General features: G+C 31.6%; 14 protein-coding genes and 1 riboswitch. Of the genes, 6 read left to right on the top strand and 8 right to left on the bottom strand.

Annotated elements, in window-relative coordinates; translation table 11 throughout:
* Nucleotides 1–52: 52 nt before the first annotated feature.
* Nucleotides 53–256, bottom strand: coding sequence for a sulfur carrier protein ThiS (thiS, locus tag Q1B05_RS08565; protein WP_299779621.1), 204 nt, complete (start codon nt 254–256; stop codon nt 53–55).
* 75 nt (nt 257–331) lie between these two features.
* A riboswitch (TPP riboswitch) is annotated at nt 332–425 on the bottom strand.
* Nucleotides 426–548: 123 nt separating this feature from the next.
* On the opposite strand from thiS, the gene recQ reads away from it, so the two are divergent.
* From recQ to Q1B05_RS08545, 4 genes are all read left to right on the top strand, one after another.
* Nucleotides 549–2,672, top strand: coding sequence for a DNA helicase RecQ (recQ, locus tag Q1B05_RS08560; protein WP_299779619.1), 2,124 nt, complete (start codon nt 549–551; stop codon nt 2,670–2,672).
* A gap of 77 nt (nt 2,673–2,749) precedes the next feature.
* The gene (locus Q1B05_RS08555) at nt 2,750–3,961 is read left to right on the top strand and encodes a porin (RefSeq protein ID WP_299779617.1); all 1,212 of its coding nucleotides are present in this window, start codon (nt 2,750–2,752) and stop codon (nt 3,959–3,961) included.
* A 184-nt stretch (nt 3,962–4,145) separates the two neighbouring features.
* Nucleotides 4,146–6,449, top strand: coding sequence for a type IA DNA topoisomerase (locus Q1B05_RS08550; protein ID WP_299779615.1), 2,304 nt, complete (start codon nt 4,146–4,148; stop codon nt 6,447–6,449).
* A gap of 5 nt (nt 6,450–6,454) precedes the next feature.
* Entirely contained in the window at nt 6,455–7,045 is a 591-nt protein-coding gene (locus Q1B05_RS08545; RefSeq protein ID WP_299779613.1) for a pseudouridine synthase, read from the top strand.
* Here the strand turns inward: Q1B05_RS08545 and Q1B05_RS08540 are convergent.
* The 4 genes from Q1B05_RS08540 to Q1B05_RS08525 form a co-directional block, all read right to left on the bottom strand.
* The gene (locus Q1B05_RS08540; protein ID WP_299779611.1) at nt 7,034–7,765 is read right to left on the bottom strand and encodes a response regulator; all 732 of its coding nucleotides are present in this window, start codon (nt 7,763–7,765) and stop codon (nt 7,034–7,036) included. The two genes, Q1B05_RS08545 and Q1B05_RS08540, sit on opposite strands and share 12 nt — an antisense overlap.
* Nucleotides 7,762–8,805, bottom strand: coding sequence for a histidine kinase (locus tag Q1B05_RS08535; protein ID WP_299779609.1), 1,044 nt, complete (start codon nt 8,803–8,805; stop codon nt 7,762–7,764). The genes Q1B05_RS08540 and Q1B05_RS08535 overlap by 4 nt, the downstream gene beginning before the upstream one ends.
* Nucleotides 8,806–8,820: 15 nt before the next feature.
* On the bottom strand, nt 8,821–9,156 hold the full coding sequence (locus Q1B05_RS08530) for a DUF4907 domain-containing protein (protein WP_299779607.1): 336 nt from the start codon (nt 9,154–9,156) through the stop codon (nt 8,821–8,823).
* A 109-nt stretch (nt 9,157–9,265) separates the two neighbouring features.
* The gene (locus Q1B05_RS08525) at nt 9,266–10,249 is read right to left on the bottom strand and encodes a kelch repeat-containing protein (protein WP_299779605.1); all 984 of its coding nucleotides are present in this window, start codon (nt 10,247–10,249) and stop codon (nt 9,266–9,268) included.
* 277 nt (nt 10,250–10,526) lie between these two features.
* Here Q1B05_RS08525 and Q1B05_RS08520 point away from each other — a divergent pair, with 277 nt between their 5' ends.
* Together Q1B05_RS08520 and Q1B05_RS08515 are read left to right on the top strand one after the other, a co-directional pair.
* Nucleotides 10,527–11,861 carry a DUF4270 family protein gene (locus Q1B05_RS08520; protein WP_299779603.1) on the top strand — a complete coding sequence of 445 codons (1,335 nt, stop codon included), beginning with the start codon at nt 10,527–10,529 and terminating at the stop codon, nt 11,859–11,861.
* A complete protein-coding gene (locus Q1B05_RS08515) occupies nt 11,851–13,092 on the top strand; it encodes a hypothetical protein (protein WP_299779600.1) in 1,242 nt (413 codons plus the stop codon). The genes Q1B05_RS08520 and Q1B05_RS08515 overlap by 11 nt, the downstream gene beginning before the upstream one ends.
* 26 nt (nt 13,093–13,118) lie before the next feature.
* Here Q1B05_RS08515 and Q1B05_RS08510 read toward each other — a convergent pair whose 3' ends face one another.
* The 3 genes from Q1B05_RS08510 to Q1B05_RS08500 all read right to left on the bottom strand — a co-directional run bounded on the left by Q1B05_RS08510 (nt 13,119) and on the right by Q1B05_RS08500 (nt 16,914).
* Complete coding sequence (locus tag Q1B05_RS08510) at nt 13,119–13,571, bottom strand: cold-shock protein (RefSeq protein ID WP_299779598.1); 453 nt, start codon at nt 13,569–13,571, stop codon at nt 13,119–13,121.
* 205 nt (nt 13,572–13,776) lie between these two features.
* A complete protein-coding gene (locus Q1B05_RS08505) occupies nt 13,777–14,475 on the bottom strand; it encodes a hypothetical protein (protein WP_299779596.1) in 699 nt (232 codons plus the stop codon).
* Nucleotides 14,476–14,763: 288 nt separating this feature from the next.
* The gene (locus tag Q1B05_RS08500) at nt 14,764–16,914 is read right to left on the bottom strand and encodes a S9 family peptidase (RefSeq protein WP_299779594.1); all 2,151 of its coding nucleotides are present in this window, start codon (nt 16,912–16,914) and stop codon (nt 14,764–14,766) included.
* Nucleotides 16,915–17,148 lie beyond the last annotated feature (234 nt).

The raw sequence follows: 17,148 nt of genomic DNA, 5'->3' as shown, positions 1-17,148 counted from the left end.
ACACAGTATTAATTAGATAAAATAAGATTGTGATATAAAAAAAGAAACAGGACTAACCGCCTTGAGTGGCTTGAATAATCAGGATGTTGTCGTTATGTGATACCTTGGTTTTTTCCCAATTAATTTTTGGGATTACGGTATTGTTAATCGCTACAGCAATACCATTTTGTATTGGACTGAGTTTAGTAACGACAGTTGCAAGCATAGTATCTTGGGCAACCTGATGCATAGTATTGTTTACGTTTATAGATATCATAATCTTGATTTAGATAAATTTCCATAAACTTTTAAAGGATAACCGAAATTGAAAATCGGTTTTAGTGAAATGATTTTGAAAGACTTGACTTTTTCCTCCGGCTGTATCAACAGCGTCAGGTTCAAAGGATATTTCTCAAACTACTTCGTAGTTACTCCTAAAGTTTATTTTTGTTGTAACAAATTTAAAGGAATTTAATTGAAATAAACGAATGATTTAAGATGAAATTTAAAAATAGTTTTGCTGTTTTATAACTTGTTTCCCTTAATTTTGCCATTCGAAAAAAAGATGCATGCCACTACCCGATTATAAAGATAGATTACTTCCTACTTTAAAAAAACACTTTGGATACGATCAATTTCGTGCTCAGCAACAAGATATTATAGAGTACGTTCTTGAAGGACATGATGCATTGGTTATCATGCCAACTGGAGGCGGAAAATCGATGTGTTTTCAAGTACCTGCGTTACTTTTTGAAGGGTTAACTTTAGTGGTTTCCCCGCTTATTGCATTAATGAAAGATCAGGTAGATGGTTTAAAAGCCAACGGTATTCAGGCTAATTTTTATAATAGCAGTCAGTCAGCAGATGAACAAAATACTATTTTAGATCAGGTAGCAAAACGCGAGTTGAAATTATTATATGTGGCGCCCGAAAGTTTATCAGGATTATCAAATATTCTAAATGAACGCTACGTGAGTTGTATTGCTATTGATGAAGCACATTGTATTTCGTCTTGGGGACATGATTTTCGCCCATCGTACCAACAGCTCGGATTTCTAAAAAAATCCTTACCTAATATTCCTATTATTGCGTTAACCGCAACGGCAGATAAGGCCACGCGTCAAGATATTTTAGATCAGTTACAAATTCCAAATGCACAACAATTTATATCCTCTTTCGACAGACAGAATATCTCTTTAGAGGTTCGTTCTGGGACCGAAAAAGTAAAACAGATTATTAGTTTTGTTAAAAAACACGCCAATGAATCTGGGATAATTTATTGTTTAAGTAGAAAGAATACCGAAGAACTTGCAAAGAAATTAAACAGTAATGGTATTCCTGCAACGGCGTATCATGCCGGACTTAATTTTAACGAACGCAATAAAGTTCAAGAAGATTTTGTTTATGATACCACTCAAGTGGTTTGTGCAACAGTGGCTTTCGGGATGGGAATTGATAAATCGAATGTCCGTTGGGTCATTCACCATAACATGCCTAAAAATATTGAAGGTTATTATCAGGAAATTGGTCGTGGAGGTCGCGATGGTTTAAAAGCTCATGCTTTACTGTTTCATAGTTATGCTGATGTGATTCAATTACGTCGTTTTGCTTCCGGAGCCTCTAATGAAGAGGTGCAGATTGCGAAATTGGAACGCATGAAACAATTTAGTGAAGCGACCACTTGCCGAAGAAAAATTTTATTGAGTTATTTTGGTGAATTGTTAGAAGACAATTGTGGTAATTGTGATGTCTGTAAGAATCCGCCACAGATTTTCGACGGAACCATTATCGCTCAAAAAATACTATCGGCGGTCTATCGACTGAAAGAAAAAGAGGCTATAGGAACCATTTTAGATGTCTTGCGTGGGTCTCAGAATGTAAATATCTTAGAAAAAGGATATAACACGTTAAAGACTTTTGGAATAGGTAAAGATATCGCTTGGAAAGATTGGCAACATTTTATTATTCAGCTTATAAATCAAGGGTATTGCGAAATAGCATTTCATAAGAATAATGCTTTACAGCTTACCGAATTTTCTAAAAATGTATTATTTAAAGGGGCTAAAGTTTCCTTAACACGTCCTGTACATATTGCAGAACCAAAAGTTAAAGAGAAAGTAAAACGTACTAAAACAAGAAAATCTAGTCCGTCTACAAGCGATAGTTTGTTTGAACGTTTACGAAAATTACGTTATAAAATATCTAAAGAAGAAAACATTCCTGCATATCTTATATTTAGTGATAAAACATTAACAGAAATGGAGCGTGAGCGCCCAATGAGTATTATGGATCTTATGGATGTTAGCGGTGTTGGTCAGCATAAAGCAGAGACCTATGGTGATGAGTTTATTGAAGAAATCATGAATTTCTTAGGTTCAAAAATGAAGAAAGAGAAAAAACGCGCCACACATTTAGTGACTTACGATTTGTATAAGAAAGGACTTTCTATTGAAGAAATTTCTATGCAACGTAAATTAAAAGACACGACAGTGTATTCTCATATAGCGAAACTTTATAGTGACGGAAAAGCTATTAATATTTACGATTTTGTTTCTAAAAGTGAAGTTGAAGCGGTTAAAAATGCTAAAAATAAACTCGATAATTCATCAACCTTAAAAGCGTATTACGACTATTTTGAAGAGCAACTCGATTATTTTAAAATACGTTTAGCCTTAAGTGTAGTAGATAATTAACATTTATTTAATGTTATGTTTAAATACGTGTATAATTTGAGATCAGTTTCTTAAATTTGTAGCTACCAATATTATATATGAAACTAACAACTACCCCATCTGTATACTTTTTATTATTTAGTTTATTCTTCACTATTACCACAAGTTATAGCCAGATAGATTCCGTTAATATTCCTAAAATTGATGTAAAATATACCAATAAGGGATTTCAATTTAAAACCTCGGATGATCAATTTTTACTGCATATAGAATCGCGTTTACAATTTAGATTTGCCACACCGGGTGATCAAAACCCTATAAGTTACGATGAAGTTTACAATGATAGTCAACCCGTTTTTAAAATAAACAGAGCCCGTTTAAAAGTTGGAGGTCATGCTTTTGAACCTTGGCTTAAATATTATTGGGAGTATGAATTATCTCAAGGAAATTTGTTAGATTTTAGAATTATGGTTGAAAAATGGGAGTTTCTAAAACTTAAAATCGGTCAGTGGAAAACCTATTATAACCGAGAACGTGTTATTTCTTCAGGAAAACAACAGCTTGTAGATCGCTCTATTATTACTCGCCCTTTTACTTTAGATAGACAACAAGGAATGGAATTGTTTGGGCGTGTATTTCCTGGAACATCTACCGATTTTAACTATAATTTCTCTATTCTTACAGGAGCTGGTCGTTCTATAAGTGAAAATGATGATGGTAACCTGATGTATGTTGGACGTTTACAATACAATTTATTTGGACGAGAATTAGGTTTTATTGGTTCAGATCTTAGTTTTCATGAAAAATTTACAGGATTAATAGCTGTGGCGGGAGTAACAAACACAAGTAAATACACCCGATTTTCTCAATCAGGTGGTGGACAATTAGATGGTTTTGAAGATGGTATATCTGGACAGTATAGAGTAAAACAAGCTATGTTAGAAACCGCATTTATGTATCGTGGGTTTTCTTGGCAAAACGAATTTCATATTAAAGAAATTTACGATCATGTAAACGCTGAAACTACAAATTTAAAAGGGGCTTACTTTCAAGCGGGATATTTTTTATCTAATTGGTCTTCTTTCTTCCCTAAGCCTTTAGAAGTCGCTGGGCGTTATACGTATTATGTTCCGAATACCAATTTTTCAAATAATTTAGAAGAAGAATATGGTTTAGCCTTCAATTGGTTTTTTAAAGGAGGACACCGTAACAAATTGACAACAGAATTTACTTATTTTAATTTTGAAGATCAAACCGGAGTTTTGGATAATGGTTTACGTTTTAGAGTGCAATGGGATATTTCTCTTTAATAGAATATGTCATTTATTGAGCTGTAATTTTTAATCATAAAGTCTAACAGAATATATTTTTGTTAATTTGTTTCGCTTTTTTATGAAACGCAGTAGCACGAATTCGTTAATAACTCCTAATAACTCTACTTTATTATACACCATAAAAGTTCTATTTTTACAGGCTGTTATTTAAGGAAAGGAAATGAAAGTATGTATTGCAGAAAAGCCAAGTGTTGCCCGCGAAATTGCATCTGTTTTAGGCGCTAACACTAAACACGATGGATATTATGAAGGTAATGGCTATGCGGTAACCTATACTTTTGGTCACTTATGTACGTTGTTTGAACCTAACGATTATAAACCACATTGGAAGAGTTGGGATTTAAATAATCTTCCTATGCTTCCGGATAAGTTTAAAACGAAGGTCACTTCCGATTCTGGAATACAAAAGCAATTTAAAATTGTAAAAAGTCTTTTTGATAAAGCCGAATTGGTTATAAACTGTGGGGATGCTGGTCAAGAAGGAGAATTAATACAACGCTGGGTTTTAGATCAAGCCGAATATAAAGGAGAAGTACAACGGTTATGGATTTCGTCGCTTACAACAGAAGCCATTAAAGAAGGATTCGAGCATTTAAAATCGTCTAAAGATTACGATAATTTATATTACGCAGGATTTTCAAGAGCCATTGGAGATTGGCTTTTAGGAATGAATGCTACACGTTTATATACCCTTAAACATGGAGGTTATAAGCAAGTTCTTTCTATAGGCCGTGTACAAACCCCTACTCTAGCTATGGTTGTTAACCGATTTAAAGACATTGAAAACTTTAAGCCACAACCGTATTGGGAACTACAAACCATGTATAGAGACACCTTATTTAGTTATGAAGAAGGGCGTTTTCTAAAGATGGAAGATGGAGAGATTCTCGCCAATAAAGTTAAAGAAGATGATTTTGAAATTGTCTCTATTACCAAGAAGAAAGGAACCGAATATGCTCCTAAATTATTCGATTTAACAGGATTACAGGTGTATTGCAATACGAAGTTCGGATTTTCGGCAGATGAAACCTTGAAAATTGTTCAAAAATTATATGAGCAGAAAGTAGTGACATACCCTAGAGTAGATACTACATTTTTACCGAATGATGTGTACCCTAAAGTACATGGTATTCTTCAGAAATTAACAACGTATAATACATTAACAGAACCACTTTTAGGGAAAAAAATTAAGAAGTCGGCAAAAGTATTTAACGATAAAAAAGTCACCGATCACCACGCTATTATTCCAACTGGAATTCAGATTAATTTGCAATACAATCAACAACAGGTTTACGACATTATAGTAAAACGATTTATAGCCGTTTTTTACGACGATTGTTCCGTATCGAATACTACAGTAATTGGTAAAGCTGCCGAAGTGAATTTTAAAACCACAGGAAAAGAAATCCTTAAAAAAGGATGGCGTGTAGTTTTTGAATCGGTCGATAAGGAGAAAAAAGAAACCGGAATTTTACCAACCTTTGTAAAAGGGGAAAAAGGCCCTCATGAACCCTCGTTTTTAGAAAAGCAAACCAAACCGCCAAATCAGTTTACAGAAGCGACCCTATTGAGAGCTATGGAAACAGCAGGAAAACAGGTAGACGATGATGATTTGCGGGAATTAATGAAAGAAAACGGTATTGGGAGACCATCTACACGAGCCAACATTATTGAAACACTATTTAGAAGAAAATATATTGTTCGTAATAAAAAACAATTGTTACCAACAACAACTGGTGTGCAGCTTATTGATGTTATTCAGAATGAATTATTAAAATCTGCAGAACTTACGGGACTTTGGGAAAAGCAATTAAAAGATATAGAAAAAGGCGAATATAATGCAGGTACGTTTATAAACAACATGAAACGTATGGTAGATGAGTTGGTTTACGAAGTTCGTAGTGAAACCAAACGCGCCAATATTTCTTATGCCGCTACAGTGCAAAAGAAAGCCGCTAAAGTTGAAGCAAAACAACAAGCAGGAATTTTATCTGAAACCTGTCCGAAGTGTAAACAAGGTAAATTAATTAAAGGAAAAACGGCTTATGGCTGTAGTAACTTTAAGTCCGGATGTAAATTTGTCTTGCCATTTAGTTTCAGTGATAAAAAAATATCTGAGAAACAATATATTAGATTGCTCCAAAAAGGATCTACTGTAAATTTAAAAGGATTCAAGGTTGGTGAAGAGAAAGTAGAAGGTTTATTACGATTTGATGATGATTTTAAATTGGTCCTAGAACCTAAAGTCAACATTAAAAAACAAGAAAAGCAAGACGTTCCCGATACATTAACTTGTCCGAAATGTAAACAAGGCACAGTTGTAAAAGGAAAAACCGCTTATGGCTGTAGTGCATTTAAATCGGGATGTAACTTTAGAGTCTCTTTTGATCATGTTAGAGAGAAATCTGCAGGAGAAAAACTCACAAAAGCATTGGTATTTAAAATCTTAAAAGAATCTGTTTAAAAACGATGCATCATCACTATAAAATATTTAAACCCTACGGTTATTTAAGTCAGTTTATAAATAACGGAAAGAAGCAGAATAGTAAAAAATTACTTGGAGAATTAGGTGCATTTCCAGAAGGCACAATGTCTATTGGTCGCTTAGATGAACATTCTGAAGGTTTGTTACTATTAACTACAGATGGTAAAATGTGCTATTTTGTAAACAGTTCAAAAGTAGATAAAGAATATTATGCACAAGTAGATGGAGACATTACCGAAGACGCTATAACGTGCTTAAAAAATGGTGTAGAAATAGGTATAAACGGAAAGAAGTATAATACAAAACCGTGTCCTGCTTTTAAACTAACAGAAACACCAAATTTACCTGAACGTGGAAAAAAATTAAGAGACGATAGACATGGTCCTACCTCTTGGGTATCGATTACTTTAAATGAAGGCAAATTTAGACAAGTTCGTAAAATGACTGCTGCTGTAGGTTTTCCAACATTACGTTTGGTACGTGTACGTGTAGGACATATTACATTAGAAGGCATGCAACCTGGAGAAGCAATAGAACTAAAAGATGTAAAGACAGCGATTAACTTAAACCCCTAAACGTTCTAAAACATCTTTTTTAAAGGTTTCTCCAATAGGAATTCTCATCTCGTTTTGAAGTACAATTTTAGTTTTTTGCAAAGCTTTAATGGCATTTACGTTTACTATAAATGATTTGTGAACACGCAAAAAATGATTATTTCTAGGTAATTTTTCTAACATATCTTTAAAACTTAACAATGTAATTACTGCTTTGTTAGTACCTTCGATATGGATTTTGATATAATCTTTTAAACCTTGTATATAAGTAATCTCTTCCGTCTTGATTTTAATGTTTTCGTATTCGGACTTTACAAAAATAAAATCGTTTTCTGGTTTAATATGAGGACCTTCCGCAGATGAAAAATTAGAAGGCTTTAAGTTTAGTAATTCGTATTTTTCTTTAGCTCTTGCAACGGCCTTTATAAATCTATGAAAAGGAATGGGTTTTACTAAGTAATCTGTAGCATTTAAATTAAACCCATCTAAGGCGTATTGCGGATAAGCAGTTGTAAAAATAAATTGAGGTAAGTTTTCAATAGATTTTACTAGATCTATACCACTTAAATTAGGCATTTCTATATCTAGAAAGACCAAGTCTACATGTTGTTTATTAAGTTGTGTAATGGCTTCTAAAGGATTGGTACATTTTGCAATAATATCTATACCTCCTATTTGATTTAAATACGATTCTACTACATCTATCGCTAAAGGTTCATCATCTATAATTATACATTTCATACCGTTAGATTTAAGTTTAAATGTACAATAAATTGATTACTCACTTCTTCAATTTCAAGTTTATGTTGATTTGGATATAGTAATTGTAAGCGTTCTTTAGTGTTTTGTAAACCTATACCGGAGTTTTCAGGATCTTGTTTTCTATTACCAATTAAGTTAATGCTTTTAAAATCTAGATCGTTAGCATTAACGTTAATTTCTATGCATACAAATGTATTTCCTTTAAAATCTGTACCGTACTTAAAAGCATTTTCGATAAATGAAATTAGTAACAAGGGTCTAATTTTTTGTTGTAAAACGCTTCCTCTAATGTTTAGCGTAACATCTTGGTTTCTTGCAATTCTTAAACGCTGTAACTTTAAGTAATTTTGAATATAATCTAATTCGTCACTCAACTTTACAAAATCATTATCTGCTTGATATAACATATAACGCATCAGTTCTGAAAGTGTAATGACAGCTTCTGGCGCATCATTAGATTTTTTACTGGTTAAAGAATAAATACTATTTAGAGAATTAAATAGAAAGTGTGGACTTAATTGATTTTTTAAAAAATGCAATTCAGCCGAAGATTTTTGAGATTCAATTTCTTTTTGAAGTTGGATGTTTTTATCCCATTCAGAATACATTTTTATAGATGTACCAATAACGACTAAAATAAGATTGAAAAATAAGGGTAGTCCAAAACGAAAAACCCTAAAATTAGGTTTGTTGTAATCTTCTAATTCTGTAATGTGGAGTAGATTTTCTGGTTTTGGAAGAATAAACTCTATTAATACCAAACCTAATATAACTAGGCTAATTACAGATATTAAATAATAAGATTTTTTTTTGTTGAGTAAGAATTTAGGAACTAAGAATAGATAGTTTACATAAAAAACTAGAATACCAACAACAAGGAAGTTTAAAAAGGTAAATGAGAAATTACCCGTATTAAAATAAACCTGAAGGAAGAATAGAAACAAAAAAATCGCCCAAATAACAATATGTATCAAGCCTTCTTTTTTTAAGTTTCTCAATAGATTTATTGATTTACTCATTCTTGATTATGATTGCTAATTTAAACAATTTAGGTCAATATTATTTTTTTCTAACTCTTCTACAGTAATTGTAGGAGCTATTTTATTTTCAAGTTTACTGATAACAAGATCGGCTATTGTATTAGCGTCTTCTTCGTTACAAAAGGGAATATTTTTAGGAATAGCAGGTATGTAATCCTGTTTGATTAAAAGTTTATCATTCATGGTTATTTTATAGCCATAGCCAGAATTAACGGTATAAACTTTAGCATTGAATATCGAAGAAGTTGAATTCTTATTTGTTTGGAAAAATATGGCTACTATTAAGATAATTAAGCCAAATCCAAACACAAATTTTAACACATTCCTCATAAAATTATTAATTTAATCCCAAGATATGCATCACTATATCTTGGGATTTTAAAAATAAACAAATTAAAAAACAAACAATTAATAGTTAATCTTAAAAGATTAGCTAAAATTAATCTTCATCATCGTAGTCTTCTTGAGGGAATAACTCATAGTTATCATCTAAGTATAAACTTCCGCTTCTACCTAAAAGAACGAATGCTCTAGAACCGTTAGAGAATGCTAATCCATCTTGACGAGAATAGCCTTCTAATCCAGTAATATCTTCCCACTCATCTGTACCAGGATTGTATTCCCAAGTACTGTTTAAAACACCACCATTATAACCAGAAACGATATAACCTAAACCATCGATAGAAAATCCTACAGCATTAGATCTAACAACGTTATAGTCATCTTCTTCATCTAAATCTAATAAACTTGTAAATACTTCAGTGCTTGGATCAAATTCCCAGAAATCAGTTTTATATAAACCGTTACTTACACCTGTTCCAATATATACTTTATCATTAATAGTGAATGTTGTTCCGAAACGACGTTTTTCACCTCCAAAACCTACAAGTTCAGACCATGTATCTGTAGTGGTATTGTATTTGTAAAAATCTTTTCTATCATTATCGCCATCGTAACCAGTACCAACATAACCTGCACTATTACCTGAAAAACCTATAGCAGCTTGTCTAACACCTCCCATAAAATCTGCTTTTTGAGTCCAAAGGTTTGTATTTGGATTGTATGACCAGAAGTCACTTAATTCATCTACACCATCGTAACCTGTACCTAGATATCCTAATCCGTCAACGGCAAATCCTGTTGCAGAACTTCTTTCTGTACCTGGAAAATCTGCTTTTTGTACCCAATAATCACCGTCAATGTTATATTGCCAAAAATCAACCAAATAATCATCTCCATCATATCCTGTACCCATGTAACCATAATTATCTATAACAAAACCAACGGCATTGCTTCGAGGCACACCATCGAATACAGAGCGTTCTATCCAGTTTCCTCTATCGTTATCGTCATCACTGGAACAGTTAAATAGACTTAATGTTAGTGCACATAACACTAAAACTTTTGTTGAATTTGTAATCATATTTAGAATCATTTATTATAATTTATTACTGACTTATTTAAAGTATCAGCCTCTTTTAAATTAGAACCTCAAATTTACACGCATTAGAGAACGTTAAAAAATAAAGTAGATAGGCTAAGCATTTGTCTATACAAACACTGTTTCATACTCGATGAATACGGTTAAACTTGTAAATAGTGTAAATGTAACAGTTTGAAGACATATTATAGGGTTTTGTCTAACAATTTTCTAATCTAAATTATAAGATGGTAAGTTCGCAAGATTTTAAAAATGAAATATGAATTCAATTTTTTTTAGAGCGCTGTTTGGCGCCTGTTGTTTTATAACTCTTTTAGCGTCTTGTGAAGCTGATTCAACATCTGTGTCTGAAGTAGGTGAAGATTGGATTAATAATGGAACTAAAGTGTATTATATAGACACATTTTCAGTAGAAACCTCTACTTACAAATTCGACTCGTTAGCAATTTCCGGAACTAGCCAATATATTATGGGTGGCTATTCTGATCCTATATTAGGGAAAATTAAAGCAACTCCTTATTTTGAATTGTATACAGATGATTTTGATATAGATGATGATGCTGTTTTTGATTCTGTAGCTTTGATATTAGATTATACAGATTATTACTATAACGATACGCTGTCTAGACAAAAATTTAATGTATATAAAGTTTTAGAGGAAATAACACCAGACGATAATGGTACTTATTTTTATAATACAACTACATTTGATATAGGGACAACATCTCTTGGAAGTATAGACTTTCTTCCTACTCCTATTCGTGAAGATTCAATCCATTTTACATTAAACAATGATTTTGGACAAGATATTTTTGACAAAATTCAAGATAATACAATTAATAATACTGATGAATTAACTGAAGAATATAAAGGTATATCTATTGTATCAGATGATAATAATACTGCTGTTTTAGGAATTAGTACTAGTTCTAAATTACGTATATGGTATACTATACCCGAAGAAGACATTGTAGAAGACGGAGATGAATCATATTTTGATATAACTTTTAATTCTGCAGATAGTTTTCATAGTATAACACAAACTACAATTAATCCAGATTTAAGTAGTTTAGTAGACCAGTCTGATGAAGTATCTAGTAAAGTAACAGACAATACAAGTTATATACAATCAGGTAGTGGTTTAGCAACTAGAGTTGATATTCCTTATATAGAAAGTATAAATTCTATTAAAGGTTCGGGGTCTATTATGGATGCAAATTTAAGAATATCTATAAAGCATAATACAGATAGTGATAATTTATCTATTAGAGATTCTTTAAACGTGTATGTTATCGATCAATTTAATGATACCTCATATCAACTTGTAGATTATACAGGAAGTACTGTTTATGGAAGACAAATAGAAGATGAATTAAATAATGGTTATATAACGTATGTTATCCCTATAAAATATTTTCTTGATTTAAAATTAAATGAAGTTAACTCTCAAAACCTTTTTCTAGGAATTACTGGTCAAGGTTATAGTGAATCTGTAGACCGTTATATTTTAGAAGGTGAAGATTCCGAAAACTCTGACTTAAAAACAACTTTAGAATTAAACTATGCATTATACGACGATGACTATGAATATTAATAAATATAAATTATTAACCACGCTCACACTCTGCTTCTTTACTTCTATATCTGTTTTATCGCAAAGTAATTCGCTTACAAGTTCGCCTTATTCATTATATGGTTTAGGAACATTTAATTCGACTTACACAGGGAAAACATCAGGAATTGGTAGTACAGGTATTGCAAATAGTTCTAGCACGTTTATAAATAATTTAAACCCGGCATCTTTAGCTTCTATTCCTTTAAAAACCTTCTTTTTTGATGTTGGTATGAAATCGGAATATGGTGTGCAAATTGATGGAGGCGTTAAAGAAACTAAAAATGTAGCTAATTTTTCAAATATGGCTTTTGCGTTTCCCTTATCAGCAAAATCGGGAGTAAGTGTTACACTTATACCTTATACTAATGTTGGTTATAGTCTATCAAATATTGAAACAGATATTGAAGGAACAACAAGTAGTTTTATTAGTGACATTGATGGTTCTGGAGGTATAAACAGTTTGAAATTAAATTATGGTTATTCTTTACTCGATAATTTAAGTGTAGGTGCTACGGGATCTGTATTATTTGGTCAAATTATAGAGAATGAAGTAAACTATATTGGATCTAATGTATTAACCATTTACGATAGTAATAGTTATTCTGGTTTTCAATTCGGAGCTGGTGTACAATATGAGCCTATAAAAGATGTTACAGTAGGTGCTGTTGTAACATTTCCTAGTTTAATAGGTGGAGATAAAGAAACAACGGTATCTCAATACTACGATGACCAAATTGAATATACAGATGATTTAGATGATTTTAAATTGCCTTTAGAAGTTGGATTTGGTATACAAAAACGATTCTTAGATCAAGTAAACGTTGCTATAGATTATAGAATGAAATATTGGTCTAAAACAGATCAAACAGATGAGTTAGGAACTTTTGTAGATCAGAATATGTTAGCTTTAGGTGTAGAGTTTGCGCCTAGTGCAAATCCATTAAAATTCTGGAATAATGTAGAGTATCGTGCAGGTTTTAATTACGATTCTGGTAACTTAGAAATTGACAATAAAAAGATATATAACTACGGTGCTAATATAGGAATAGGTATCCCATTAAGTTATGATGGATTATCTATGTTAAACTTAGCTTATACATACGGGAAAAAAGGCCAAATTTATGATGGCCTTATTCAAGAAAATTACCACTTACTTACACTAAACATCAGTTTAGCAGGGCAATGGTTTGTTAAGAGAAAGATACAATAAGTAAAAAATAAATGAATGCGGTTAAGTTAAATTTTCTTAACTCGCACCGCATTCATTCCTTTCATTCCACGTTCTAATTCGAACTGAACTTTATCATTTTCAATGATAGTATCCAATAATCCGCTTACGTGACAGAAATATTTTTCTGAATTTTCTGCATCAATAATAAATCCAAAACCTTTAGAACTATCAAAAAAGGAAACTTTTCCTTTACGTATAGGATCTACTTCTTCAATATCGCTATCATCCTTTTTAGGAATACCTAGTACGATATCATCTGCATCTACTTTTATCTTATCTGACGGGTCTGGTGGTGTATCTGTTAAATTACCATATTGATCTACATAGGCAAATTGAATACCCTGACTGTCTTTAGATTCAGCTTTTCTAGCTTCTTTTTTCTTTAATTTTTCTTCACGCTTTTTTTGACGTGCTTTTTCTTTTTCGATTTTATTGTACGTCTGTTGAGACTTAGCCATAAATTACTACTTGTTTTAAATTGAAGATTATGTTATTGAAAATGAGTGTTTTAACTATGAGAAAATAAGTTAAAGCAATTCATATTTTTACAAATATAATGTAAGTATTTGAATTTGATTAACACATAACAAAAAACTATTTAATTAAATAGTTAAGTAGAAATTATTTTTTGTAGGTTTAAAAGGCTTGTGAAGTGATTTTTGTTTACTTTTTTACTATAATAATAGAACCTTTTACACCTTTAGCTAAGTTCCAGGTGTTACCAGCAATAAAATTTCCATCATCATCTAAAATTCTAAATTCAGCTGTATTAGGTCCAGAACTCCCTGTGTTAAGTGCTTGGAATTCAATTTTGTTAAGTCCAGGTTGTAATTCAACAGTCATGCCACTAAAACCAGTTGTTAGTAAAGCATTAGATTTAATAATATCCTCATTAAAATATACCATGACTCTATCTCCATCAAAAGCTTGATGATCTCTGTAAGCTATATTTACTGTTTTAGATTCGGTTTCAAAATCACCAAAATACACATCTACTAAACTCCCCACGGCATTTGGATTTACGGCTTCAGATTCTGGCATTTGTAATTGTTTATCCAAATTACCTTGGAATAACTCTGCAGGATTTGCATATTGTTTTTTATTAAACATAGAAAACTCTTCTTCTACATTTAGATCTGGGCGCTTATATACTGTTAAACCATTTACTTTGTTAGAAGTGTCTGGCTCATCTAAAGATTGAGCTTCAAGAGGCTTTATGTCTAAACTGTTTGTTTCTGTAGCTTCTCCCTCTTCACTTTCTATAGCAGGGATACTTATAGCGTTAGGTAGTTTAGTATCTATTTGCGACCATGCAGATGTGGAAATGCATAGAAATGTAAAGGGTATAAAAATGTGTTTCATTCGGGTGAGTTAGTACTATCCAAAAATAATTTTTTAATTTTAATCCTAACAACAATCATTCCTAAAAAATGTTAACATTAGTATTCTTTTAACGAATTGAAATTCATTAACTGTTAAAATTATAATTTCAAAATCACGTTATGTTAATTTTTTAACTAAAACATACAAAAATGTTATGCTACTTAATACCATCTTGTTTTGATTAAATCCTCTTAAAAATATTAATTCGTTCAAATATATTCAGTAACCACCTTAAAGCATTGAATATAGGCATAATACTTTTTAGTTTTAATTATATTCTAAATCTAGTAAAAACGCATATTCTAATGCGTTTATTTTGTATCGTTCAAACCGACCGGAAGCACCACCATGTCCAACATCCATATTACAATCCATAATAAGTAAATTATCATCTGTTTTGGTTGCTCGTAATTTTGCTATCCACTTTGCAGGCTCCCAATATTGAACTTGACTATCCCAAAACCCAGTAGTAATTAATAGGTTTGGATAGGCTTTAGCTTCAACATTATCATATGGAGAATACGATTTTATATAATTATAATATATACTGTCTTTTGGATTTCCCCACTCATCAAATTCAAATGTGGTTAAAGGTATAGTTTCGTCTAACATGGTAGATACTACATCTACAAAAGGAACTGCAGCAATTACGCCGTGCCATAATTCAGGTTTCATATTTACAATGGCCCCCATAAGCAATCCTCCTGCACTACCACCTATTGCATATAAATGTTCTGGAGATGTAAATTTAACATCTACTAAATATTCTGCACAGTTTATAAAATCTGTAAATGTGTTTTTCTTATTTAATAATTTACCGTCTTCGTACCATGCTCTTCCCATTTCTTGCCCACCACGAACATGTGCAATAGCAAACACAAATCCGCGATCTAGGAGACTTAATCGACTAGAATTAAAGTTAGCATCTATTATGGATCCATAAGAACCGTACCCATATAATAGTAACGGATTATGACCAGATTTTGTTATTCCTTTTTTGTAAACTAAAGAAATTGGAATTTTAGTACCATCTGTAGCTGTGGCAAATAAACGTTCTGAAGTATAATGATCTGGGCTAAAATTAGGATCTAAAACGTCTTCTTGTTTAAGCAACACTTCATCTTTGGTTTTCATATTGTATTCTAAAGTACTATTTGGGGTTGTTAAAGAAGCATAATTATACCTTAAAATAGCTGTATCGAAATCTAAATTTGACGTTGTATATGTTAAATATGTTGGATCTTTAAATTGTAAATAATGTTCGTCTCCATTCCAATTTTTAACTCTAAGTTGTCTCAATCCATTTTTACGTTCTGTGATTACCAAATAATTTTTAAACAAATCGAAATCTTCCAAAAGAACATCGTCTCGATGTGGTATAACATCTACCCAATTTTCTTTTGTTGTTGCATGAATTGGAGTTTCAACTAATTTAAAATTTTTAGCGCCGTTAATATTCGTTTTAATGTAAAAATGATTTGCGTAATGGTCTACTGTATATTCTAAATTTTTTTCTCTTGGCTGTATAACTTTCCATTCGCTATTTGGTGTATTTGCATTTATAAACTGAAATTCAGTTGATAAAGTTTGAAAACTTCCAATAAATATAAATGCTTCAGATTTTGATTTAAAGACAAAACACTCAAACGTATCATCTTTTTCTTCATAAGCTAAAACATCATGCGATTGTGGTTCTCCCAATACGTGCTTAAATATTTTATAACTTCTTAGGGTTTCCGGGGCTTTAGTAGAATAGAATACCGTTTTATTATCGTTTGCCCAAACCGCACTACCCGCTGTATTTTCCAAACGATCCTCTAGATAGTTACCTGTTACTAAATTTTTAAAATAAATAGTGTATTGTCTTCTAGAAATAGTATCTACAGCATAAGCTAGCAGTTTATTGTTTGAACTAACCTCTTGATTTCCCATCCCAAAATACGCTAAACTTTTAGATAATTCGGGACCGTTTAGCATAATTTCTTCTTTATCACTTCCAAGTTTAGATCTGCAATACAATGCATAATCATTACCTTTTTTATATTTAGAATAATAAGCATATCCGTTATGGTTAACAGGAACCGACTCATCATCTTTTTTTATTCTACCAATAATTTCATCATACAATATCGTTTGAAGTGAATCTGTATGACTCATTACTTTATCTAAATACTCATTCTCTGCATTTAAGTAGTCTATAACGTCTTGAGTCTGCACATCTGGAATTGTTGCTTTTTTTTGTTCATCAGATAAGCGCATCCAAAAATAATCATCGACTCTTGTATCTCCATGTATTATTAGTTCTTTAGAGTCTATTTTTGCAATTGGAGGCTGTATAACAGGTGTTATAACTTCTTTTTGATCAGATTTACATCCTATAAATAAAAATACGGTTAAAATATAGATTATCGACTTCATATCTATTTACATATTAGTGGTTTATAAATGTACTGAAGAAATGCATAGTAATAGTATAGTCCGTTCATTTTAATTGTAATTTTTTAACAACTAGTTCATTATGTGTTTTAGATTACTATTAATGACTAAATCTAATACAGTTTGTGCTGTTTAAAATTAGACAATAGTCCATAAATAAAGTTAACTAATTAGAGTGATCTGCTGAAAATCAAGGCTTAAATAGGCTTAAAAATT

Origin of the sequence: uncultured Formosa sp. (genome assembly GCF_947500765.1) — a bacterium.
GTDB lineage: Bacteria > Bacteroidota > Bacteroidia > Flavobacteriales > Flavobacteriaceae > Formosa.
Note: the sequence above shows the minus strand (reverse complement) of the source record. Positions and strands in the feature narration are given on the sequence as shown.